Annotated in this window: 19 protein-coding genes; 6 read left to right on the top strand and 13 right to left on the bottom strand. The window is 64.7% G+C overall.

The genetic code is table 11. From position 1 onward, the window contains the following. Window positions 1-74: 74 nt before the first annotated feature. The 10 genes from RQH86_RS03285 to RQH86_RS03240 form a co-directional block, all read right to left on the bottom strand. A complete protein-coding gene (locus RQH86_RS03285; RefSeq protein ID WP_311238298.1) occupies window positions 75-1,046 on the bottom strand; it encodes an endonuclease/exonuclease/phosphatase family protein in 972 nt (323 codons plus the stop codon). 5 nt (window positions 1,047-1,051) lie between these two features. Next, window positions 1,052-4,189, bottom strand: coding sequence for a discoidin domain-containing protein (locus RQH86_RS03280; protein WP_311238194.1), 3,138 nt, complete (start codon window positions 4,187-4,189; stop codon window positions 1,052-1,054). Between the two features lie 26 nt (window positions 4,190-4,215). Then, window positions 4,216-5,052, bottom strand: a complete 837-nt coding sequence (locus RQH86_RS03275; protein ID WP_005992271.1) for a carbohydrate ABC transporter permease — start codon at window positions 5,050-5,052, stop codon at window positions 4,216-4,218. Then, the gene (locus RQH86_RS03270) at window positions 5,049-5,933 is read right to left on the bottom strand and encodes a sugar ABC transporter permease (protein ID WP_115513129.1); all 885 of its coding nucleotides are present in this window, start codon (window positions 5,931-5,933) and stop codon (window positions 5,049-5,051) included. Before RQH86_RS03270 ends, RQH86_RS03275 begins: the two co-directional genes overlap by 4 nt. Beyond that, window positions 5,930-7,294, bottom strand: coding sequence for a sugar ABC transporter substrate-binding protein (locus tag RQH86_RS03265; protein ID WP_311238193.1), 1,365 nt, complete (start codon window positions 7,292-7,294; stop codon window positions 5,930-5,932). Before RQH86_RS03265 ends, RQH86_RS03270 begins: the two co-directional genes overlap by 4 nt. Before the next feature lie 3 nt (window positions 7,295-7,297). Further along, window positions 7,298-8,917, bottom strand: a complete 1,620-nt coding sequence (locus RQH86_RS03260) for a glucoamylase family protein (RefSeq protein ID WP_311238192.1) — start codon at window positions 8,915-8,917, stop codon at window positions 7,298-7,300. Between the two features lie 102 nt (window positions 8,918-9,019). Then, window positions 9,020-11,998 carry a TonB-dependent receptor gene (locus RQH86_RS03255; RefSeq protein ID WP_115553890.1) on the bottom strand — a complete coding sequence of 993 codons (2,979 nt, stop codon included), beginning with the start codon at window positions 11,996-11,998 and terminating at the stop codon, window positions 9,020-9,022. A 103-nt stretch (window positions 11,999-12,101) separates the two neighbouring features. Next, a complete protein-coding gene (locus RQH86_RS03250; RefSeq protein WP_311238191.1) occupies window positions 12,102-13,124 on the bottom strand; it encodes a LacI family DNA-binding transcriptional regulator in 1,023 nt (340 codons plus the stop codon). Window positions 13,125-13,468: 344 nt separating this feature from the next. Beyond that, window positions 13,469-13,750 (bottom strand): BolA family protein, encoded by a 282-nt coding sequence (locus tag RQH86_RS03245; protein ID WP_115562201.1) that lies wholly within the window; start codon window positions 13,748-13,750, stop codon window positions 13,469-13,471. Next, window positions 13,747-14,046 carry a YciI family protein gene (locus RQH86_RS03240; RefSeq protein ID WP_055852159.1) on the bottom strand — a complete coding sequence of 100 codons (300 nt, stop codon included), beginning with the start codon at window positions 14,044-14,046 and terminating at the stop codon, window positions 13,747-13,749. Before RQH86_RS03240 ends, RQH86_RS03245 begins: the two co-directional genes overlap by 4 nt. Before the next feature lie 367 nt (window positions 14,047-14,413). Between RQH86_RS03240 and RQH86_RS03235 the strand changes: the two genes are divergently transcribed. From RQH86_RS03235 to RQH86_RS03225, 3 genes are read left to right on the top strand one after another with little or no spacing between them, the layout of a single operon-like run. Then, window positions 14,414-15,319 (top strand): ScpA family protein, encoded by a 906-nt coding sequence (locus RQH86_RS03235; RefSeq protein ID WP_055852158.1) that lies wholly within the window; start codon window positions 14,414-14,416, stop codon window positions 15,317-15,319. Continuing rightward, complete coding sequence (gene scpB, locus RQH86_RS03230; protein ID WP_311238190.1) at window positions 15,258-16,538, top strand: SMC-Scp complex subunit ScpB; 1,281 nt, start codon at window positions 15,258-15,260, stop codon at window positions 16,536-16,538. Before RQH86_RS03235 ends, scpB begins: the two co-directional genes overlap by 62 nt. Further along, a complete protein-coding gene (locus RQH86_RS03225) occupies window positions 16,531-18,180 on the top strand; it encodes a pseudouridine synthase (RefSeq protein WP_311238189.1) in 1,650 nt (549 codons plus the stop codon). The genes scpB and RQH86_RS03225 overlap by 8 nt, the downstream gene beginning before the upstream one ends. Before the next feature lie 201 nt (window positions 18,181-18,381). Here RQH86_RS03225 and RQH86_RS03220 read toward each other — a convergent pair whose 3' ends face one another. After that, window positions 18,382-18,819, bottom strand: coding sequence for a hypothetical protein (locus tag RQH86_RS03220; protein ID WP_055852149.1), 438 nt, complete (start codon window positions 18,817-18,819; stop codon window positions 18,382-18,384). 163 nt (window positions 18,820-18,982) lie between these two features. Between RQH86_RS03220 and RQH86_RS03215 the strand changes: the two genes are divergently transcribed. After that, window positions 18,983-19,753, top strand: a complete 771-nt coding sequence (locus RQH86_RS03215; RefSeq protein WP_311238188.1) for a glutaminyl-peptide cyclotransferase — start codon at window positions 18,983-18,985, stop codon at window positions 19,751-19,753. Between the two features lie 72 nt (window positions 19,754-19,825). On the opposite strand, the gene RQH86_RS03210 is transcribed toward RQH86_RS03215, so the two are convergent. Beyond that, window positions 19,826-20,626, bottom strand: a complete 801-nt coding sequence (locus RQH86_RS03210) for an amidohydrolase (RefSeq protein WP_311238187.1) — start codon at window positions 20,624-20,626, stop codon at window positions 19,826-19,828. Between the two features lie 199 nt (window positions 20,627-20,825). Beyond that, window positions 20,826-21,974 carry a pyridoxal phosphate-dependent aminotransferase gene (locus tag RQH86_RS03205; protein ID WP_055852138.1) on the bottom strand — a complete coding sequence of 383 codons (1,149 nt, stop codon included), beginning with the start codon at window positions 21,972-21,974 and terminating at the stop codon, window positions 20,826-20,828. Window positions 21,975-22,173: 199 nt separating this feature from the next. Here RQH86_RS03205 and ccmA point away from each other — a divergent pair, with 199 nt between their 5' ends. Together ccmA and ccmB are read left to right on the top strand one after the other, a co-directional pair. Then, window positions 22,174-22,818 (top strand): heme ABC exporter ATP-binding protein CcmA, encoded by a 645-nt coding sequence (gene ccmA / locus RQH86_RS03200; protein ID WP_055852134.1) that lies wholly within the window; start codon window positions 22,174-22,176, stop codon window positions 22,816-22,818. Next, on the top strand, window positions 22,815-23,510 hold the full coding sequence (ccmB, locus tag RQH86_RS03195; protein ID WP_039420296.1) for a heme exporter protein CcmB: 696 nt from the start codon (window positions 22,815-22,817) through the stop codon (window positions 23,508-23,510). Before ccmA ends, ccmB begins: the two co-directional genes overlap by 4 nt. Window positions 23,511-23,618: the final 108 nt, after the last annotated feature.

The raw sequence follows: 23,618 nt of genomic DNA, 5'->3' as shown, positions 1-23,618 counted from the left end.
GGAGCGCACCTGGGCGCGATTGGATGTTATCGGTAAAGCCCGTCGCGCCCGGGTGCGTTGCTACGTGGTTGGCGTTACGGAGCGGCTGATTGATCCGGTGCAAGCTGCAAACGCACCCACACGCCATAGTGATCCGATGCCCAGCGGCCTTCGGCATATGGGGTGTCGAACAGAATGCGGGCTTCGCGGGCAAGCAGGCGGTTCTGCTGGAAGAACACGTGGTCGATGCGCGCCGGCGTGTCGAAGACATGCAGATTCAAGGTACTGACCGCGGCATCGCTGTTGCGGTGCACGCTGCCATAGCTGTCGCCATAACCTTTACGTAGCGCCTCCAGATCCAGCGCGTCGGCCGCGATATTGAAATCGCCGGCGATCACCACCGGTGCCTGCGCGTTGGTGGAGGCAATGAATTCCAGCAGGTCGCCGACCTGGCGCGTGCGCGTTGCGGTGCCGCGCGCATCGGCGCGTTCGTTGAGATGGGTCACGTAGACATTGACCGGCTGGCCATCGATATCCACCTGCAGATGCGCCGCAACGCGGTAGTCGTCCAGCGGTTGCAGCAGGCGCTCATGGCGCGCCAGCACCTTGCGCCGGCTCAGTAACGCGTTGCCATAGCGCTTGGCGGCACCGGGGGGATCCACCGAGGCGAAGATCACCTCGTAGCCCAGCTTGCGCGCCAACCAGGCGGACTGGTTTTCTACGCTACCGCGGCGCTCGATGACCTCCTGCAACGCAATGACATCCGGTGCCAGTTGCTTGAGCTCCTTGGCGATATAGGCGCGACGGGCCGGCCAGTCTTCGCGGTCATGATGCAGGTTGAGCGTGACCAGGGTCAGGCCGCGGACAGATGGAGCTGGGGTTGCCTGCCCTGCGGGGTCACTGACCGCTGCAGAGCCGTCCTGCCTGGACTGCGCTGCAGCACGTAACGGCCCAGCCTGACCAGGCTGGCCTGCGTGCGCGTGCGCGTAGCACAGCGCCAGTGCGACAACGGCCGCACACCGGCCAGCGCGGCGCCAGTGTTGCCCTGCGCGTACCGGCCAAGGCATCGCCGTCATTGCGTAGCGCGCTCGGCCCGCCGCACCGCGCTGGGCACATCGATCTGCACGGTGGCCGGTATCTGCTGGATCCGCAGCTCACCGTTCTGCCACTCCACGGTTTCGCCGTTGACGCTCGCCTTGCCGGGTTCGCCCTGATACGGCCAGACAAACACCACGCCGCCCTGCGGCAGCAACAGGCCGGGTTGCAGTTGCAGCGATAGCTGCTTTTCGGTGCGCTGCAGCGTGTAGTTGAGGCGGCCGTACGGCGTGCGCAATTCGGCAATGCCGATGCCCTTGCCTTCGAACCAGCGAGTCGGCGTGCCAGCGGCGATCACGATGCTTTGGTCGGACTCACGCGTGTAGGCGAACATGTCCAGCACCGAACGCACGAAGTCCGATGCGACCCAGGCGTGCGGCAGATCGCCGACGAAGAACGGTGTACGCGGCGTGCGCGAGACCACCTCGGCCCACTGATTCCAGGGCTGCGGCGCGCGATCCTTGAAGAAGAATGCGGTGGCATCCCAAGCACGCTCGCGCCAGCCCAGCCGCACGAACGCGGCGACGTTGCGCCATTCGTACGGGGTGTAGTCCTTCCACTCGCGTTTGCCGTCGCGGCGATCGGAGAATTCTTTCCAATAGCGTTCGAAGGTATTGGTCAGCAGCTCCTGCGGCAGGCGCTGCTGCTCGCCGCCCGGTGTCAACGCGATGGTGGTGGAGGTCGCGTCGAAATCGCCGAGTTCGGCCGAACCGGGCAGGAAATCGAGCTTGTGCTCGCGCACCGCCGCACCCAGCGAGGCGATCAGGTCGCCGCTGAATTCGTCGCGTGCAGCGCTGAAACGGGTGACGTCCTCCGGCTTGTCGAGCACGCCGGCCAGCATCGTGGCGTCCTTGTAACCGCGCAGCGCCCAGAAGTTGTCCCAGTACGAATGCACCGGTTTGGCCGAATAGCCTTCGTGGCTGATCGACACCGGCATCATTCCGTAGAACGCCGGGTTACGCATGAAGTTGTCTTCGGTGCGCTCGCTGGCGCGCAGTTTTTCCATGTAGTCGAAGGCGCCGGTGACATGCGGCCACATCTTCTCCAGGAACGGCCTGTCGCCGGTGTAGCGGTAGTACTCGGCGACGTTGTAGATCAGTTCGCCATGACTGTCGTTTTCGGGCACCGGGTCGCTGCCACGGTCGTCCACGCAGCACGGCACCATACCGTCGGCAAATTGATACGGCGCAAACCAATCCACGTAGTCGCGCACCACGTCTTCGCGGCCGAGCCGCAGCAGGCCTTCGGAAATCATCGCGCCATCGCGGATCCAGCTGCGCGAATACGAGCGCGTTCCCGGTTGCAGGCGTGGGCCGATGCGCGAAATCAGCATGTGCGCCAGCGCCGTGCGCAACGTATCGACCACCGGCTTGCCTTCGGCCGGCACGCTGATGCGCACGCGATCGAGCTTGCCGCGCCACTGCTGGGCCACCTGCTGCTGCGCGGCGTCGGCATCGAAGCCGGCGGGCAGTTGCGCCGCACCGGTCTGCGGGATCACCAGCGCCACTTCGCGCTTCTGGCCGGGTTCGAGCTTCCAGCGATACAGCAGCACACCCGACGCCAGGCCGGTTTCGTCCTTGACCTGGGTGATCGTAGGCGGCGTGGCGGCGGTGAGATGGCTGACATCCATGCCGCTGTCGAAGGCACTGGCGAAGCTGGCATCGGGACGTTGCGCGGCGAAGACGCGCGGCTTGCCATTGACGCTGACCTGCGCGCCATCCACCGCCAGTTGCTCGATCCGGCTGACGCCGCCCAGGGTGTTGAGGAACTGCGACGGCGGGTTGACCTGAAACGGACGCACCGCCAGGGCCAGGGTGAACTCACGTGCCTCCTTGCCGGTGTTGTGCAGCTGATAGCGCGCGACCAGTTGCGCCTGATCCGGTGTGCCCTGCACAAACGCGGTGACACGCAGATTCATCAGGTCGTGGTGCCAGTCGACGCTGGGAATCGGCAGGTAATCGTCCTGCAGGCTCTGCTCACTGCTGACGTCCGACCAGTGCAGCACCTTGCCACCGGTGACCACGAACGGCTCGATGCTGAAACCGCCCTTGCCCACTTCCACCGCACCGTCTTCGCCGATCAGGCCCTGCTCGGTGCCGCCGTCCAGACCGAGGATGGTCCAGTACGGCTGCTCGCCGGAAAACCCGCGCGGATAACTGCCACGCGGCAACTGGCCGGCCAGCGATTTGATGAAGTCGTTGGGCGTTGCCGCAAACGCCAGCGGCTGCAACTGCACCTCTTTGATGCCGTAGCGCCAGTTCGGACCGTCCTTCAGATCGAAACGCAGATAGCGTGCTTCGGTATCGGGCAACGCCAACCAGTCGGTGCCGCCGGCACCGGCGGTGACGGTGCGCAGATCGCGCCAGCTGCGGCCATCGGCCGATGCACGCACCGCGTATTGCGAAGCCTGCAGGCCGGGCACCCACTGCACCACCGCGCCACCGAATTCGCGCACCTTGCCCAGATCCAGCGTGACGGTCTGTTGCTTGACCGCACCGCTGAGCCAGAAGGTGTCGGGCTTGCCATCGGCCAGGCGTTGCTCCAACGCCGGCGCAGTGTCGGTGATGGCCTCGGCCTTGAGCGGCGAGGTGTCTTCCGGCGGCAATGGGGTGAGCGTCAGGCGGTCGAAGCACACCGAACCCTTGCCACCGACCTTGTTGTAGATGGTGAACTCGACATCCGCGCTGCTGCGCAGCTGCTTGTCCGCACCCGGACCCCAGGCTTTTTCGATGTTGCGCTTGCGGTAGTTGAAGGTGGTCCAGTTCTTCGGGAAATTGAAGCCCGGCCGGTTGACCCACCATACGTTGTCGCCGCTGGCATCGATCAGCTTGAGCTGCAGATCGTTGGACGGCGATTCGCCGCGCAGCGAAAACCCGATGCGGTAGTTTTCGGGGTATTCGAGCGGCAGCGCGCGGCGGATGCCCACGTAGCCGGAGACGCCATTGAAGTTGTAATCCAGGCACAGCGCATGCCCACCGGAGGGCGTCGCCACCGGGCGCAGCGAACCGCTGACCTGGTTGGACACCACCAGGCGCCAGGCGCCGATGTCGTTGAAGCCGTCGAGCACGCGCTCCTGCGCCTGCGCCACACCCGCACCACTGGCAACAGCGGCCATGGCAAGCACTGCCCGAATCATCGGCTTCACCCCTTCACACTCCCCAGCAGAAGACCTTGAATGTAGTAACGCTGCAGCGCCAGGAACAATAGCAGCACCGGAATCACCGTCACCACTGCGCCGGCCATCATCAGTTCCACGTCCATGATGTGCTCGCGCGACAGCGCCGCCAGCGCCACCGGCAAGGTGTATTGCTCCTGATCGGTGAGCACGATCAGCGGCCACATGAAGTCGTTCCATGAACCCATGAAGGTGAAGATGGTCAAGGTGACCAGCACCGGCTTGAGCATCGGCAGCACGATCTGGAAGAAGATCCGCATCTCGCTGGCGCCATCGATGCGTGCGGCTTCGATCAACTCATCGGGAATGCTGCGCGCGTACTGGCGCACCAGAAAAATACCGAACACCGTGGCCAGCGCCGGCACCACCACCCCGCCGATGTTGTTGACCAGATGCAGCTGCTTCATCAACAGAAATAGCGGCAGCATCGCCACCTGCGCCGGGATCACCAGCGCGGCCATCAGGATCTTGAAGATGCGCTCGCGGCCCACGAACTGCAGCTTGGCGAAGGCATAGCCGGCCATGGTGTTGATTAGCAACGAGCCCAGCGTGATCAGCCCGGACACCAACAGGCTGTTGGCGAAGTTGCGCGCCATGCCGGTGCGCGCGAACAGCTCGTGGTAGTTGGCCAGGGTGAACGCCGACGGCAGCATCGGCGGTGGGAACCGGCTGGCCTCGCCGGTGGGCATGAACGACACCGACAGCATCCACAGCAACGGCGCCAGGCTGATCAAGGCCAGCACCAGCAAGCCGCCATTGATCAGGACGGCGTTCCAGCGCGACTCGCCGACATCACGACTCATATCAGGTCCCTCTTGCGGCCGAAGCGCAGCATCACGGTGGTCACCGCCAGGATGATCAGGAACAACAGGAACGCCACTGCCGACGCGCGGCCGAGGTTCCACCATTTGAAGCCTTCTTCGAACATGAAATACAGCACGCTGACGGTGCTCTGCAGTGGGTCGCCGCGGGTCATCACGTACGGTTCGGCAAACAGCTGGAAGTAGCCGGAGATAGTGATCACCCCGACCACCATCAGCACCGGGCCGAGCATCGGCAAAGTGATGTGCAGGAACTGCTTCCAGCGCGAGGCGCCATCGATGCGCGCGGCCTCATACAGGTCCTGCGGAATCGCCTGCAAGCCAGCCAGGAAGATCACCATGTTGTAGCCGAAGTTCTTCCACACCGCGAACAGCATGATGGTGGGCATCGCCCAACGCGGATCGCCCAGCCAGTCGATCGGGGCGATGCCCAGATGGCTCAACCCGAAGTTCACCAGGCCATACTTGATATGGAACAGGTAGCGCCAGATCACCGCCACCGCCACCAGCGTAGTCACCACCGGGGCGAACAGTGCGGTGCGGAACACCGCCTTGAAGCGCGAGGCCTTGGCGTTGAGCAGCAGCGCTGCGCCGAGCGACACGCCGATCGACATCGGCACGCCCAGCAGCACGAAGTAGGTGGTGTTCCACAACGACTTCCAGAACAGCGGCGTCTGCAGCAGCTCGATGTAATTGCCCAAGCCGACGAAGCGCAGGTGGCTGCTGTCGGCTAGCGCGTACAGGTCGAAGTCGGTGACGCTGAGCACCAGCGCGGCGAACACCGGCACGCCGAAGAACATGCCCAGCACCATGATCGACGGCGCGGCGAACACCCAGCCGGCGACGGAATTGCGCTTCATCATCGTGCCGCTCCCTTGCCGCTGGCTGCAGCCGCTGCTGCGTCCGGCGTGGGCATGGTGGCGGGCGCACCCGACGTGCCGGCCGGCCCGACATGCCCGCCTTCCTGTTCAAAGATCCAGCGGCGCTTGGCCAGGATGTCGTCCACGCGTTTATCCAGTTCCTGCACGGCCGCTTCGTGCGATTGACCGCCACGCACCACGCGCTCGGTCACCAAGCGCATTTCCTGCACGATGCGCTCCCACTCCAGCACCTTGGGCGTGGCCTTGACCCGTTCCAGCTGGTCGCCGAAGGCATGCGCCAGTTCGTCGTTGGCCAGCGACGGCAGCTTCCAGGTACTGCGCCGCGGCGGCAGGTCGCCGATGATGGCGTGGAAGCGCGCCTGCACCGTGGGCTGGGACAGATATTCGATCAGCTTCCAGGCCGCGTCCTTGTGCTGCGACGATTTGAAGATCACCAGGCTGGAACCGCCGGCGATGCCCGCGCCTAAACCATTGGGCCCGGGTAGTGCGGCGGTACCCCACTTGCCTTCCATGCCCGGCGGCTGGCGCAGCTTGAACTCGCGCACGTTCCAGGGTCCGGACAGATAGAACGCGTAGTAGCCGTTGAAGAATTCGTACCAGACGTTGGAGACCTGGGTTTCCGACACCTTCGGCGCCCAGCCTTTCTGGTACATGCCGTCGTAGAACGCCAGCGCCTTGCGGAACCCTTCGCCGCGAAAGTTGCCGTAATTGTCGTGGTCGCGCAGCAGACGGTCGTCCTGCTGCAGCGCGAACGAGAGCTGCTGCTCGAACTCGTTGAGCGGCATCAGGATGGCGTAACGGTCGGGGCCGACCTTGCGCTTGATCGCGGCCATCACCTGTTCCATCTCGGCCCAGGTCTTGGGCATTTCGCTATAGCCGGCCTCGCGCAGCAGATCCTTGCGGTAGAACAGCAGCCGCGTGTCCACGTACCACGGCACCCCGTACAAGGTGTTATCGACCACGTTGGTGTCCCACACGCCGGGGAAGTAGTCCGCCGGGTCGACGATCTTCGAGCGCGCCACGTAGGGCTGCATCGGTTCCAGCGTGTCCAGCAACGCAAACTCCGGCAGCCAGGTGTTGCCAAGCTGGCACACGTCCGGCAAGCCGTCGGCGGCGAAGGCGGTGAGCAGTTTTTCGTGCGCCGCGGTCATCGGGATGTTCTGCACATCGACCTGGATGTCCGGGTTCTGCTTCTCGAAGTCGGCCACCAGCTCGGCCACCACTTCGGCCTCCTTGCCCATGGCCCAGAAGCGCACGGTGGTCTTGGCGGGATCGGAGCGGTCGCATCCCGCCGCACCTGCACACAGGGCGGCGGCCAGCATCAACAGTTTCAAAAGGCGCACGGATTACTCGGGTTTTTGGCGTTGCGAGGGGTCTTGCTGGGCCTGGGCGGCAGCGGCACGCGACTCGGCCATGCCCAGCGAGCGTGCAGCGGCCTTTTGCTCATCCTTTTGCGGCAGCGGCTGCGGCTCACCCTCGGGCGTGAGCCAGCCACCGGTGAATCCGGCGCGTTCCAGACCGGCGCGGATGTAGGCGTTCTTTTTCATCACCGTCCAGACGAATTCGTTCTGGTAGTTGGAGATCATCGCCAGGATCGGGCCCTGATCGATGGCGATGTAATCGCTGGCCACCCAGCCCCGGTCCGGCACCATGCGCCCGGTCTTGAGTGGGATGTCGTAGTTGAAGCTGGGGTTGAACGAATCCAGAAAACCGTAGCTGGAATACAGGAAGTCGCCGTAGCGCTTGTGCATCTCTTCGGTAGCCGGGATCACCACTTCCGGGGCGAACACGATCGAGGAGATAGCCGCGGTCGGTGCGATGGTGCCGTCGTCGAAGTTCTCGCGCAGGCCGGCGCCGCGCGAGGAGTAGTGGCGGAACTGGCGCTGCTCGCCGCGGTATTCCTGGCTGGTGTTCTGCGGGCCGTCGCCGGCGGTCAGGCCCCAGACGTTTTCGCCGTAGTCCTTCCACTTCATCGGGTTGTCGATGGCGTAGTCGCGCTGCGCCAGGGTGGCGCGGCGGCTATTGAGGAAGTAGTCGATGCCGCGTTCGCGCATGTACTGGTCCTGGATATCGCGGAAGTCGATCCAGACATGGCTGTATTGGTGGCCGAACAGCGGGCCGAAGGACAGGTATTCCTGGCCCTGGTAGACGCCCCAATCGTTGTTGTAGGTGCGTGTCCAGCTGGTCCACGCCTCCGGGTCGACGCCGTGGGTGGGCGAGCCGAGCGCGAGGATGTACAGCATCATCGCCTCGTTGTAGCCCATCCAGTCGTGATCGATGAAGCCGCTCTCCGGGAACCAGCCCATCGAGATCAGCGGCGCACGCTGCTGCAGCCAGCGCCAATCCACGCGCTTGTACAGCGTGTCGGCGATCTGGCGGATTTCTTTTTCGCGCGGGTCGTCGCCGTCGTAATACGACTGGGTAAACAACACGCCCATCATCAGCAGCGCGGTGTCCACGCTCGACAGCTCGACCCAGCTGTCGTAACGGTTGCCCTGCTGCATATCCAGAAAGTGATAGTAGAAGCCCTTGTAGCCGGCCCTACCGGTCCGTTGCGGCCCCATCGGCGCATCGCGGAAGAATTTCAGTGTGGTCAGGGTGCGATCGATCGCCTGATTGCGGCTGACCCAGCCGTTCTCGATGCCGATCGGATACGCGGTCAGCGCAAACCCGACCGAGGCGATGCTGGCAAACGGACGCGACGGAAACCGGTCCGGAGACAATCCGTTGAGTTCATTGGTGGTGTCCCAGAAAAACTGGAAGGTGCGGCGTTCGATGTCCGAAAACAGCGGCGGCAGCGGTGGCTTGACCGGCTTGGGAGGCAACTGTGCCTCGATCAATATCACTTTCACCGGTGCCTTCTGTTCGGCCACCTTCGGCTCCTCGGCCTGTTTGCAGGACGCCAGCACCAGCGCGCCCAGCAAGAGTGGAATCGTCAACCAACGCGACGTGTTGCCCCTGTCCATCCGCCCCCCACTTGTGTAATCGATTACATCTCGCACGCCAACCTACCCTATCCAAGCGCCGAGTTCGACCGCCCTGGCCTCATGCCAGGGCGGTCGAGCACCTCACCAGTTCAGGCCGAAGGCCAGACGGAAGGTACGCATCGGCGACGCCAGCACACCGGTCGGTGTGCCGTAAGCCGTATTCAAGTCCGACAGTGTCCCGGTATCGCCGTTAAAGTTGGCGTAGTTCACCCAATTGAACACGTTGAGGATATCCGCACGCACGTTGAATTTGACACCTGCACCGGTATCCCATTCTTTGTTGGCGGCAATGCTGAACTCCTTGTAGCCCAACGTGCCATCCGGCTTGAACTGGATGATGTCGCACTGGTCGTTGCCGGCAAGGCAATTCTGGCCGTAGCGCGCGGTCTGGCTGGCCAGCGACAGCTTGCCGGACAGCTTGACCTCATAGGGCAACTCGTAGATGCCGGTGACCACCAGGCGGTTCTTCGCAATACCGCCGGCTTCACGCCAGCCATAGTCTTCGACGCGCTCGCGGTCCAGCGCATAGTGCTCGCCGAACTGACGGTTTTCCTTGGCGTCGGAATAGGTGTAGGCCACAGTCAGGCCCCAACCGGATTCTTCGTCGAAGGGCTTTTCGATCTGCAACGCGAGTTGGTTGTTGCGGGTTTCCACACCATTGGTGCCGAGCACGATGGCGCTGTAGCCATCCGGTCCGTCGGTGGGCGCGCCCGAGGTGGTGCCCGGCTGGAAGAACGACCCATCAGGCAGGCGGTTGCCGCGCACGAACGCAAAACCGTCGTGGCTCTCGATGCGGCTCAGGGTCACATCGGTGAACCAGTCCTGGCCCCATAGCGGCACCATGTTGCGCATGCCGATGCTGAATTGGTCGGAGTACGGGGTCTTGATGTTGTTGTCGATCAGATAGATTTCACGCCCACCGCCGCCAGCGCTGGTCGCCGCCAGTGCATCGAGCCCTTCCTGAGTCGCAAAGGACGGATTCCATGCCGTGCACGGGTCGCCCAGGCAGGCCGGGTTGTTGGCGCTGGTGAAGTAGTAGCTGTACGACTTGAAGGAGTTGTTGAGCTGCTCCAGTGCCAGGTAATCGAAGATGTTGCGGTCGTAGGCACGGCCGGCACCGCCGTAGATCACGTGGGCCTGGTCGCCAAACAGGTCGTAGGATGCACCCAGACGCGGCTGCCATGCATTCTTGAACGCCTTGCGGTTGTTGCCGGTGCTGATGAAGTTGTTGATGTTGTAGTTGGCGTTCTGCAGGTTCGGCCAGTTCTGCAACGCGCCGACCACATCGGACGGCGTGACGAAGTCCAGGAATGCCGGGGTTTCTTCGTAGTCGTAGCGCACGCCCAGGTTGAGGGTCCAGTGCTCGTTGACCTCCCAGTCGTCCTGCAGGTAGATGCCGTACTGCTTGTTCTTGGACACCACCGAGCCGCCACCTTCGGTCAACGGCGCGCCGAAGCGCACGCGGTATGGCGTTTCGACATCGGTGAGGATGTTGTAGTAGTACTGCGGATTGGCCGGGTTGAACTGGGTCGAATCCAGATCGATGCTCTTGAACTTCACGCCCATCTTGACGGTGTGCGCGCCATGCCATTCCAGGCTGTTCAAGGTCAGATCGTCCTGGAAGGTCCAGCCTTTCTGGCCTTTGCGCTGGAAGCTACCGCCGGCACCGGCTGACAGCACTTCGTCTTCGATGCCGCGTACCGGCGCATAACTCAGCACGTAGCCGCTGCCATTGTTGAGCGGCGCCTGGTTCCAGAACGCGCTCTCGTAGCTCAGATTGGCTTCGTTGAGGAAGTTGGCGCCGCTGTACTGCCAGCGCAGGTTTGCGCGCTTTTCTTCCTGGCCATTGATGCTGCCGTGCTCGTAGGTCGAGGTGCGGCCGACGTCGTTGAGCTCGTCTTCCTTGCGGTACTTGCCGGTCAACTCGAACAGGTTGTTGTCGCCGATGGTCCAGTCGATCTTGCCGAAGTACAGGTCTTCCTTGAACGGGGTGCTGTAGGTGGCCACCAGCGGCTGCAGCTGCGCCGGCAACTGGTCGATGCGGTCTGAGTAGATCGAGCCGGGGATCACCACGTTGGGGGTGGTGTATTCCTTGGCTTCATAGGCGATGAAGAAATGCGCCTTGTCCTTGAGGATCGGGCCGCTGAAGGTGGCGCCGTACTGGGTTTCTTCAAAGTCGTCGCGCACGCCGGCCTTCTTCTCCAGCGGGCTTTCTTCGCGCCAGCCGTCATTGCTGGTGTCCCAGAAGAAGCTGCCGTGGAAATCGTTGGTGCCGGACTTGGACGAGGCCACGATGGCCGCGCCGCTGACCTGATCGAACTCGGCCTTGTAGTTGGAGGTGATGACCTTGTACTCGCCGATCGCCGACTGCGGAAACGGGTTGCCGCGGCTGGAATCCTGGCCGCTGACGCCACCGGTCAGCACGTAGTTCTTCTGGCTGACGCCGTCGATGTAGACGTTGGTGCCTTCGGCCGAGGTGGCGCCCGAGCGCACCTTGGTGGTGCCGTTGGCGTCGCGGGTGAACTGCACGTTCGGCACGGTGTCGGCCAGTTCCAGGAAGTTGCGCGTGGCACGCGGCAGGTTCTGGATCTGGACGTTGGAAATGTAGGTGGCGTTTTCGGAGGTGCGCGTCTCCACCAGCACCGGCGGTGCCTTGACCTGCACCGCGTCCAGCGTGGTGGCGTTACCACCTTCGGCCGTGGCCTGCTCGCCGCCAACGCCCAGGTTCAAGGTGGCCGTCTGGCCGACCTGCACGGTCACGTTCTGCGAGCTGGTCTGGCCATTGGCGGTGACGTCGATGCGGTACGAGCCCGGCGGCAGACCACCGACCGAGTAACCGCCATTGTTGACCTGCACGCTACGGGTCAGGCCGGTCGCGAGATTGGTCGCGGTCACCTGGGCCTGCGCCGCAGGCGCCGAGTCGACGGTGACCTGGCCGCGGATGGTCGCGGCAGTGCTCTGCGCAAATGCAGGCGCGGCGCCCAGGAGCAGGCAGCTGGCCAGGGCACAGCTGAGCAGCTTGCGCGCCGGGCGTGCGGAATGGGGGTGGTGGTGGCGCATTGGTCCCTCCAGGGATCGGTACAAATTGTTGTTGTGGTGTTGCAAACCAGCAGGAACGACCGCTGCGGGGGAGCAGCGGGAGCGGACAGAACGTCCGCGAAAGTCAGGGGCCGGGCTCGCCGGCACCGCAGGAAGCGCGTATCACCAGCTCGGGCGTGAGCAGTTGGCGAATACCGTCGTCATGGCCGGGCAGTTCCACCAGCCGCATCAATCGGGTCATCGCCTGCTCGCCCAGGCGCGCGATGCTGACCCGCATGGTGGTCAGCGCCGGATGGACGAAGCGTGCCAGCGGGATGTCGTCGAATCCGGCTAATGCCACATCGCCGGGTACCGACACATCGGCCTGCGCAAACGCGTACAGGCAACCGAGCGCGGTCATGTCGTTGGCGGCAAACACCGCATCGGGCAAGGTGCCGGCGGCCAGCATCGCCAGCCCGGCGCGATGGCCGGAGGCTTCATCGAAGTCGCCGGCATATTCCATTCCCTGCGCCTGGTCGCCGAACCCGGCAATCGCGTCGCGGAAACCGCGCAGGCGTTCGCGCGCATCGAAATTGAGCGCCGGCCCGCCGATGAAGGCGATGCGCCGGTGGCCGGCACGCAGCAGATGCTCGGTCATGGCCATGGCGCCGGCATGGTCATCGATGCTCAGTACCGGATAACCGGCGCCGGGCAGATGCGCATTGATCAGCACCGTCGGCAGCGACTGCGGCAGGTTATCGGTGAGAAAGCCCGGCTGCTCGGCGTAGGGAGAGAGCACCAGCAAGCCATCGACGCGTCCACGCATCGACCGCAGCGCCCTGCCCTGGGCTTCCGGGTCGCCGTGGTAGCTGGACACCAGCAAGTGCTGGCCGGCGGCGCGTGCCGCGCCATCGATGCCGCGGATCAACTCGGAAAAGAATTCGCCATACAGGTCGGGCAGCACCACGCCCAGGGTCTGGGACCGCCGGCTACTCAGGCTGCGGGCTGCCGCATGCGGGCTGTAACGCAGCCGCTCGGCCACTTCCATGACCTGCCGGCGCACCGGCCCGGCAACGTTGTCGTGCCCGTTGAGCGCACGCGACACGGTAGCGACAGAGACCTGTGCTTCCCGAGCGACATCTTTGATGGTGACCGCACCCTTGGCCATTCGTGTCGCCCTCCGCGACCGACTTCCCAAAACTGGCGCGGACTGTAAGCGTTTTCATAAGCGGGCGTAAACCCCTATCTTCACATCTGTGAAAACGCTTACAGATCAAGCGTCTGCAAGTGATGGAGGTGTGAATAAATGTGCTGCGACGCAACAAATCGGCACCCACGTGTCCACAAACGAAGCAGAACTTCGATCACGTTTGGACTGGTTGGGCTGCTGCATCGATGGGCGCGCAGGCCCTACCGACGTAGGAGCGCACCCGGGCGCGACGGGCGTTATCGACAATGCCCATCGCGCCCAACCGCGCTCCTGCGACGGTGGTTTGGTCCTGTGGGTTCGCTTTACCCCGCCTCGCCCGGCGCGATCGCCTCGATCGACAAGGCATGGATGTCGGTCTGCATCATCTCTCCCACCGCCGCGTAGACCGCACGGTGACGGGCCAGTGGCGGCTTGCCGGCGAACACCGCGCTGACCACGCGCACATTGAAATGTCCGCGCCCATCGCGCGCGCCAGCGTGTCCAGCATGCCGGTGGCTGTCGTCCACCACCTCCAGTTCGGTGGGCGCCAACGCCGATTGCAGCGCCTGGCGAATCCGCTCGACCCGGCTCGTGGCAGTACTCATGGCAGCACCCGGCGGAACGGCCGGACCTCCGTGCGCACGTAGACGCCCGCAGCCACATAGGGATCGGCATCGGCCCAGGCGCGCGCGTCTTCCAACGCATCGAACTCGGCGATCACCACGCTGCCGCTGAATCCGGCCGGACCCGGATCTTCTGCATCGATGGCCGGGCACGGGCCCGCTACCAGCAACCGCCCCGCCGCGGCCAGCGCCTGCAGACGCGCCAGATGCGCCGGTCGCGCCTGCTGCCGCGCGGCCAGCGCGTCGACCCCGTCATACCCTTCGATTACGTACCACACATGCCACCTCACCCAGAACTTGAAGATCGTCGCAGGGATTCTAGCCGCGTCAGCGCTGGACACCGCCCCCGCGCACGCATTACCCTTGACGCTTACTGCACACGCAACCGGACGCAGCGGCCCGTCGGCCCAGGCCCCACGCCTCATTCGACGACCGATTCGCTGCCCACCGCCGGCTCGCGTAGACGACCTCCTCGCTGTTCCGTCGCCGCATGCCACGCGGCGCCTGATGATATGTGGATCGGCGTATGTGAATTTGTGGGATCGTGCCGAAACAGGCACGACATTGATCGCAATAACTCAAGGCAAAGCCCTGCAGGCGCGGCTCAGACCGCGGCCGGCGACCGTAAGACCCGATGTCGACCTGATGAATTCCGAACTCGCGCACGCCGCGACTCCGCCAGCCGCAAGCGCTCACCCACAGCAGCAGGAAATGCCGCTGGCGGTCGTGCATGGGCAACCGGTACTGCAGATCCCGCAGGATCTGTATATCCCGCCGGATGCGCTTGAAGTGATTCTGGATGCGTTCGAAGGTCCGCTGGATTTGCTGCTCTACCTGATCCGCCGTCAGAACCTGGACATCCTGGATATCCCGGTCGCCGAGATCACCCGGCAATACGTGGACTACATCAACGTGATGCAGGAACTGCGTTTCGAACTGGCGGCCGAATATCTGGTGATGGCCGCGATCCTGGCCGAGATCAAGTCGCGCATGCTGCTGCCGCGCCCACCCAGCCAGGAAGGCGAAGAGGACGACCCGCGCGCAGAGCTGGTGCGCCGTCTGCAGGAATACGAGCGCTTCAAGCAGGCCGCCGAAGACCTGGACACCCTGCCCCGCATGGGCCGTGACAGCGCGCCGGTGCAGGCGCATCTGCCCGAGCGTGCAGCGGTCAAGCTGCCGCCGCCGGTGGAGCTGAAAGAAATGCTGATGGCGCTGTACGACGTGCTCAAGCGCGCCGAGCTGTTCACCGGCCATGCGATCAAGCGCGAGGCGCTGAGTGTGCGCCAGCGCATGGGCGATGTGCTGAGCCGCCTGGACGACGGCAAGTTCTACCGCTTCGAATCGCTGTTCACTGCCGAAGAAGGCAAGCTCGGCGTGCTGGTCACCTTCCTGGCGCTGCTCGAATTGGCCAAGGAGCAGTTGCTGGACATCGTGCAGGAAGCGCCGCTGGCGCCGATCTACGTGAAGTCGCTGGCGTTGGGCAACACCAATGCGCCGTTGCAATTCTCCAGCGAATTCGATGACAGCGACGCTGCCAACGAACCTATCTGAAGCCGATCACCGAATGGATCAAGCGCTGATCACCCGCATTATCGAAGCCGCCCTGTTGGCAAGCAGCCAGCCGCTGACGCTGGCGCAGCTGCAGGGCCTGTTTCCGGAAGAAGAGCCGGCGCCGCCCGGCAGCGTCGAGCGCGCGCTGGAACTGCTGCGCGAGGGCTGCGCCGAGCGCGGCGTGGAGCTGGTCGAGGTGGCCTCGGGCTTCCGTTTCCAGGTCAAGGCCGATGTGCACGGCTGGGTCGCCCGTCTATGGACCGAGCGCCGCACCAAGTACACCCGCGCCACCCTGGAAACCCTGGCGCTGATCGCCTACCGCCAGCCGATCACGCGTGGCGAGATCGAACAGGTGCGCGGGGTGGCGGTCAGCAGCAACATCATCCAGGCCCTGGAAGAACGCGAGTGGATCCGCGTGGTCGGCCACCGCGACGTGCCCGGCAAGCCGGCCCTGTTCGGCACCACCAAGGGCTTTCTGGATTACTTCGGGCTCAAGCGATTGGACGAGCTGCCGCCATTGTCTGAGTTGAAGGACATTGCCGAACTGGAACCGCAGCTGCCGCTGGACCGCGATGGTCAGCTGGATGGCGTGGTGCCAGCCTCGGCAGCGATGGATGCGGCGCAAGGCCAGGCCGATGCAGGGGCGTCCGACGCGGATGGTGGCAACGCCGATGCCGATGCTGCTGAGCATGCATCGGATGCATCGGATGCGTCGGAGACGGCGCCTGCCGCTGCGTCCGATGCAGATGCCGAAACTGCCGTTGACGCAAGCGGTAGTGCGCCGAGCGAAAGCGACTCGGACGTTGCAGCGGATTCGCATCGTTCGATCGAAACAGATAACGACATCGATACCGGCACCGATGTTGATGGCGATGTCGGCAGCGACAGCGACAGCAACGACGACGACCAGACATCCAGCGCCGACGACGACGCCGATACAGAAGCAGCCGACGCCGGCACGGCAGACGACACCGCCGACGCGCCGAGCGACGACACACCGCACCACCCCGAGGCCTCCTCGGCGCAGCACACGCAACACACGCCAGACCCAGACAGCGCCCGCGAGGGCGACCCCGACACCGCGCCGGGCACGCGCGCGGATGCAGTGAACGAAGACGAAGACAACGCCGTCGCGACGACGACCGTGGCTGTTGACGAAGCCGATTCCGACCCAGAGGCCGACCCACAACGCGTCGGCCGGAGCCAGACACATGAGTGACACCCCCCGCAAGCTGTCGTTGAACAAGCTTTCCCTCAAGCGCGACAGCGCGCCCGAAGCGCCGAAGCTGGAAGAGCGCCTGCACAAGGTGCTGGCCCAGGCCGGCCTGGGCTCGCGCCGCGCGCTCGAGCAGCGCATTGCCGATGGCCTGATCAAGGTCAATGGCGCCGTCGCGCAGACCGGCATGTCGGTGCGCAGCGGCGACAAGATCGAGCTGGACGGCCGCAGCTTCGTGGCCAGCGCGCTGACCGAACCCTCGCGCGTGCTGATCTATAACAAGCCCGAAGGCGAAGTGACCACGCGCGAAGATCCCGAAGGCCGCCCGACCGTATTCGAGTCGCTGCCGGCATTGAAGGGTTCGCGCTGGATCGCCATCGGCCGCCTGGACATCAACACCACCGGCCTGCTGCTGCTGACCACCGACGGTGAGTTGGCCAACGCCATGATGCACCCCTCCTACGAGGTCGAACGCGAATACGTGGTCCGCGTGCGTGCTCCGGAAGGCGAAGAAAACGTCTCCGACGCCATCATCGAGCGCCTGTCGCGCGGTGTGCTGCTGGAAGACGGCGGCGCCAAGTTCGACGAAATCGACCGTATCGGCGGCACCGATTCGCACGACTGGTTCCGCGTGGTGGTCAAGGAAGGCCGCAACCGTGAAGTGCGCCGTCTGTGGGAATCGCAGGGCTGCCAGGTCAGTCGCCTCAAGCGCAGCCGCTACGGCAAGATCTCGCTGCCGCGCGAACTGCTGCGTGGGCAGTCGGTGGAAGTGGTGCAGGAAAAGGTCGACGCCCTGCGCGCCGAGCTCAAGCTGGAAGAAGGCGCGCCGTCGGCACTGACCCTGCAGCCGGTGATCGGCCAGCGTCGCGCTGCCAAGTCGACCGTGCACGTCTCGCGCGATGGCCGCAGCAATGCCTACGTCAATGGGCAGACCTCCGGCGCCGATGAAGGCCGCGAGCTGCGTCGCTTCGACAACCCGCGTGACGATCGCGGCGGTCGCGGTCGCGGCAAGCCCGGCGGTTTCAAGGGTGGTCTCACCGTCAGCGGCGAAGCAGCCGCGCGGCAGTCGCAGCAGCGCCCGTTCAAGCCGCGCGCACCCGGCAAGGGCGACCGCGCACTGCCGGATGGCAACCCGGCCGCGTTCCGTAGCTGGTATGTGCCCGATGGCGTGAGCACCGGCCCGAGCGGCCACCGCAACGCCGGCCCCAGCGGTCCTGGCACCGGCCAGGCCCGCCCCTACGCCAAGAAGGGTCCGGGCGGCGCGCGTCCTGGTGCCGGCGGTCAAGGTCAAGGCCGTGGCGCTGCTGGCGGCGGCGGTGGACAAGGTCAGTCGCAGGGTCAAGGCCAGGGGCAGCGCAAGCATCCCTATGGTCACCCGGGCAATGCGCCGAGCTTCCCGTCCGATCATGCCAATCCGGGTTCCAGCCCGTATGGCGCCGCGCGTCCTGCCAGCCGCCCGAGCGGCGGCCGTCCGGCGGGCCCGGGCGGTAACCGCGGACCTGCGGCCGGCAATCGCGGCCCCGGCGGTCCTGGTGGCGGCGCGCGCGGACCGGGTGGTCCCGGTGGCACACCGCGTGGCCCGGGCGGTCGTCCGCCCGGTGGCGGCAACCGTCGTCCGCCTGGCGGCGGCAATCGCGGTCGCTGATCCACGCTGCATGCACTAAAAAAAAACGGCCCCGCGAGGGGCCGTTTTTTATTGGGGTCGACGTGGTTGCCGCTTCGATCGATGGGTCGGTGCGACCTGGTCGATCTCATTGGCCAACCGCTGCCCGCAACTGACATCGGCGGCAACGCAACCATGCAAACCGCATGCGGCGTCGCTACCTGCTGCCAGAACTCCAGCGCATTACTTGCGGCGTTCGATCACGAAGTTGCCGACCGCAACGCCCAGGTCGACGCCTTCGCCAGTACCGGCCAGCGCGAGCGAGATATCGCCCTTGGTGACCACCTGCGCGGTGCTGGACTTGACCACGCCCGCATGCGCTTCGGCAGAGGCATAGGTGCCGAACAGGTCATTCAGACTGTAGGCACCGGAGAACGAGCCGCGGCCACCGGTAATCTTGGACTTGCCAACCGTCAGACCGCCGCCCTTGCTGGAAATCTTGACCGGAATGACCGCCCCGTTATCGCAGGTAATGGTGCCGGTACCGCTGGCGGTCTTGTAGAACACCGACCAGCCGGACAGGTTGAACTTCAGCTGGCAATCGATGTTGCCGGCGGCTTGTGCCTGCGGCGCCAGCGTTGCCGCGCCAAGCAGTGCAAAAAGAGACAGTGACTTGATCATGTGTGCGTTGCCGGTGGTGGACGTGGCCGGAGACTAGCAGCGCCGATGTGGCAGCCGCGACAAGGTGGCGGCACCTCTCCAACGCGCGTTCAGCGAATCATTATCTCGGGGCCTCGCAAGGGATGGCGCTGCAGAAGCGGCCGCGCCGTGGGATCATCCGCGCATGTCACGCATCGCCCACAGACTGCTCTTCGCCGCCCTGTTGCTGCCGTCGCTCGCACATTGCGGCGAGACGATTCCGACCCAGGGGTATACCGTCGTCAATCGTTATCCGCACGACACCGCCGCCTTTACCGAAGGCCTGTTCTATCTCGACGGGCATCTGTACGAGAGCACCGGCGAGCTGGGCCACTCCAGCGTGCGCAAGGTCGAGCTGGAAACCGGCCGCGTGCTGCAGCAGGCCAATACGCCAGCGCCCTACTACGGCGAAGGCATCGTGGCCTGGGGCGACCGGCTGATTCAGTTGACCTGGCGTAACCAGCGTGGCTTCGTCTACGACCTGGCCACGCTGACACCGCGCTCGCACTTCGCCTACGCCGGCGAAGGCTGGGCGCTGACCAGCGACAACCGCAGCCTGTACATGAGCGATGGCACTGCCCGCATCCGCCGGCTGGACCCGCAAACGCTGCAGCAGACCGGCACCATCAAGGTCACCGCCGGTGGCAAGCCGTTGGACAACCTCAACGAACTGGAATGGGTCAAGGGCGAGTTGTGGGCCAATGTCTGGCTCACCACCCGCATCGCACGGATCGACCCGGCCAGCGGCAAGGTGATCGGCTGGATCGACTTGAAGGCGCTGGTTCCGGATGCCGACACCTTGACCGACCCCAGCAACGATGTGCTCAACGGCATCGCCTACGACGCCGAGCACGATCGGCTATTCGTCACCGGCAAGCGTTGGCCGCAGCTTTACGAAATCCGGCTGGCTGAGTAGTCGGGATTGGGGATTGGCAACGGCAGGCGAGCGGACGGCTGTTCCTTGGCTGCTCGCATCAATCCCTAATCTCTAATCCCCGATCACAAACGTATCCGCATCCAGCATTGCCGGGAAGCGTGCACGGTGCTCGGCGAGTGCGGCGGCACTGAGGGTGGTGGTGACCACCTGCGGCTGCTCGCGGATTTCCACCTGCGGCTGGCCGAGGAAATCGATCACTGCGCTGTCGCCGGCGTAATGCAGCTGATTGCCATCCACACCGACGCGGTTGACCGCTGCCACAAAGCACAGGTTTTCGATCGCCCGTGCGCGCAACAGCGTCTTCCATGCATACGCGCGCGCAGACGGCCAGTTGGCGACGAACAATTGCAGATCGAAATCCAGCTGGCCCGGACGCTCGACATCGAAGCGGTTGCGGCAGAACACCGGAAAGCGTAAGTCGTAGCACACCTGCGGATTGATCCGCCAACCCTTCCAGTCCACGCACAAGCGATCGCGCCCGGCCGCGTAGCGCAGATGCTCGTTGCCGAAGCGGAACAGATGACGCTTGTCGTAATACTGCAGCGCCCCGTCCGGCGTGGCCCACAGCAGCCGGTTAAACACGCCTTCGGGCGTGCGTAATTGCACGCTACCGGTAACTGCAGCGCCCAGCCGCGCCGACTGAGCACGCACCCACTCCACGGTCGGCCCATCCATGCCTTCGGCCTTGTCGATGGCCTCGTTGGAGAACCCGCTGGTGAAGGTCTCCGGCAGGATTACCAGATCGGTCTGCCCGGCCAGTGGCTGCAGCAATGCAGCGTAATACTCGCGATTGCCGGCCGGATCATGCCAACGGGTATCGCCTTGGATCAGGGAGATGCGCAGGTCGTGCATAGGAGGCTCGGGAATGGGGAGTCGGGAATGGGTAGAGCGGGTGTGGTGGTGTCTGTGCGCTATGTGGGTGACAACGTCGGAGGGGCGAGAAGGACACAAGCAACGCGCTCACGATTCCCTGTTCCGGGCCGGCAGGAATCAAGAAGGAGTCCAGTAACGCTCTTACGATTCCCCAATCCCGATTCCCGATTCCCGGCCCTCAGAGCTTCTGCAAACGTTCGATCGCCGCATCCAATGTCGCGTCGTTCTTGGCAAAGCACAGCCGTGCCAGTCGCTGACCGGCTGGTGCCTGTTCGTAGAACGGCGACAACGGAATCGCGGCCACGCCCTTTTCGATCGTCAGCCACTTCACGAATTCGGTGTCGGGCAGATCGCTGATGGCCGAATAGTCCACCAGCTGGAAATAGCCGCCGGGCACCGGCAGCGGTATTAGGCGCGTGGTCAGCAGCTGTTCGCGGAAGCGGTCGCGCTTGGCTTGATAGAACGCGCCGAGCTGCTCGTCGTGCTCGGGCTCGTCGCGGATCATCGCGGCGAACGCGTGCTGCGCCGGGCCGAAGCTGGTGAAGGTGTTGTACTGATGCACCTTGCGGAATTCGGCGGTGAGCGCCGGCGGTGCGATGGCATAGCCGATCTTCCAGCCGGTGCAGTGGTAGGTCTTGCCGAAACTGGAAATCACGAACGCGCGCTCGCGCAGTTCCGGCCAGCGCAATACCGATTCGTGGCGGCGACCGTCGAACACGATGTGCTCGTAGACTTCGTCGGACAGCAAGAAGATTTCGGTGCCGCGCAGCAGTTCGGTCAGCGTCTGCATGTCCTCGGCCGAGAGCATCGCGCCGGACGGGTTGTGCGGCGAGTTGATCATCAGCAGTCGCGTCTTCGGCGTGATCGCCGCGCGCAGCGCCTGCCAATCGACCGCAAAGGTCTGCGGGTGCAGCGCCACATGCACCGCGCGCGCGCCGGCCAGATCGATCGCCGGCTCATAGCAGTCGTAGGCCGGGTCCAGCACGATGACTTCTTCGCCGGCCCGTACCACGGCGTGAATGGCATTGAAGATCGCTTCGGTGGCGCCGCTGGTGACAGTGATTTCGGTGTCGGCGTCGACCTGTGCGCCGTAGCAGCGCTGGGCCTTGCCGGCGATGGCCTGCCGCAGCGACGCAACACCGGTCATCGGCGGGTACTGGTTGTGGCCGGCGCGCATGGCCGCTTCCAACTCATCAACCAGGCGCTGCGGCACCGGGAAATCGGGAAAGCCCTGTCCCAGGTTGACCGCGCCGTGTTCGGCCGCCAGCTGCGACATGACGGTGAAGATGGTGGTGCCCACCTTGGGCAGCTTGGTCGTGAGGGGCATCGTGCCTGTCCGGAACAAGAAACGGGGGACCGCGAGTGTACGCAAAGCGGCCGTGCGGTTGCGCCAGGCTCACCGCAAAACAGCGTTCCCGGACACATCGCGCCGCTGCGGTGCGCCCGTGCTGCGGCCATCGTCGCTACAATGCGCGCCCTGTCCCGCCCTTCCCCATGCCGTCCTGCGACGGGAGCCCGCTGCGCCGATGATCGAACCGCTGCACACTGCGCCCCCGCTGCTGGCGGCGCGCGCGCTGGCCTTCAGCCGCAATGAGGAGCCGGTCTTCGGCCCGCTGGATTTCCATGTCGATGCCGGCGAAGCCTTGCTGGTGCAGGGCGACAACGGCGCCGGCAAGACTACCTTGCTGCGGGTGCTGGCCGGCCTGCTGCATGTGGAGCACGGCGAAATCCAGATCGACGGCAAGACCGCCCGGCGCAGCGACCGCAGTCGCTTCATGGCCTACCTGGGGCACCTGCCCGGCCTGAAGGCCGATCTGAGCACCCTGGAAAACCTGCACTTTCTGTGTGGCCTGCATGGCCGGCGGGCCAAGCAGATGCCCGGCAGCGCGTTGGCCATCGTGGGACTGGCCGGCTACGAAGATGCCCTGGTGCGGCAGTTGTCGGCCGGGCAACGCAAACGGCTGGCACTGGCGCGGCTATGGTTGTCGCCTGCGCCGTTGTGGCTGCTGGACGAGCCCTACGCCAACCTCGATCTGGACGGCATCACCCTGGTCAACCGGATGATCTCCGCGCATCTGCGCGGTGGCGGCGCGGCGCTGGTCACCACGCATGGCGCCTACGCGGCCCCGCCGGTGCGCACCCGCATGCTCACCCTGGAGGCCGCAGCATGAGCACGCCGTCGCCACAACCGTCGTTGCTGCAGGCCGCGCGCGCACTGCTGCGTCGCGATCTGCAATTGCTGTGGCGCCGTCGCAGCGACGCGCTGCAGCCGGCCTTGTTCGCGCTGCTGATCGTGGTGTTGTTTGCGCTGGGCCTGGGTGGCCGCCCGGACCTGCTGGCGCAGGCGGCGCCGGCGGTGCTGTGGCTGTCGGTGCTGCTGGCCGGCCTGCTGTCGCTGGACGCGCTGTTCCGCAGCGACGTAGAAGACGGCTCGATGGAGCAATGGTTGCTGGCACCGGTGCCGTTAGCGTGGTTGATCGCCGTGCGCGTGCTGCTGCATTGGGCGACCAGCGCCTTGCCGCTGATCGCAGTGACGCCGTTGCTGGGCGAATTGCTGCACCTGCCACATGACCAATTGCCGGTGCTGCTGGCATCGTTGGCATTGGGTACACCGTTACTGAGTCTGCTCGGCGCAGTGGTTGCGGCACTGACGGTGACGATGAAACGCTCTGGTATTCTCGTGGCGTTGCTGGCATTGCCGCTGTATGTGCCGGTGCTGGTGTTCGGTGCCGGCAGCGTTGCGGCCAGCGGGCAAGGACAGGATGCGGTGGGTGCGTTGTTGTTGTTGGGCGCCGGATTGGTGATCGGCATTGTGCTGGCACCGTTGGCGGCAGCGGCGGCGATCCGGATTTCGCTCAGCTGATCGATGTTGCAGATGCGCCATTGATGGGACACCGTAAGTCGTTCGGCGGTGTCGTACCGAGAGCTGTCTCCATGCAAAAAGCCATCGCCACGCCAAGAGCCATCGCCA

Source organism: Xanthomonas sp. WCS2018Noco2-27, assembly GCF_031843525.1.
In the GTDB taxonomy this organism is placed as follows: domain Bacteria; phylum Pseudomonadota; class Gammaproteobacteria; order Xanthomonadales; family Xanthomonadaceae; genus Xanthomonas.
This window is presented reverse-complemented; position numbering and strand designations above follow the sequence as displayed.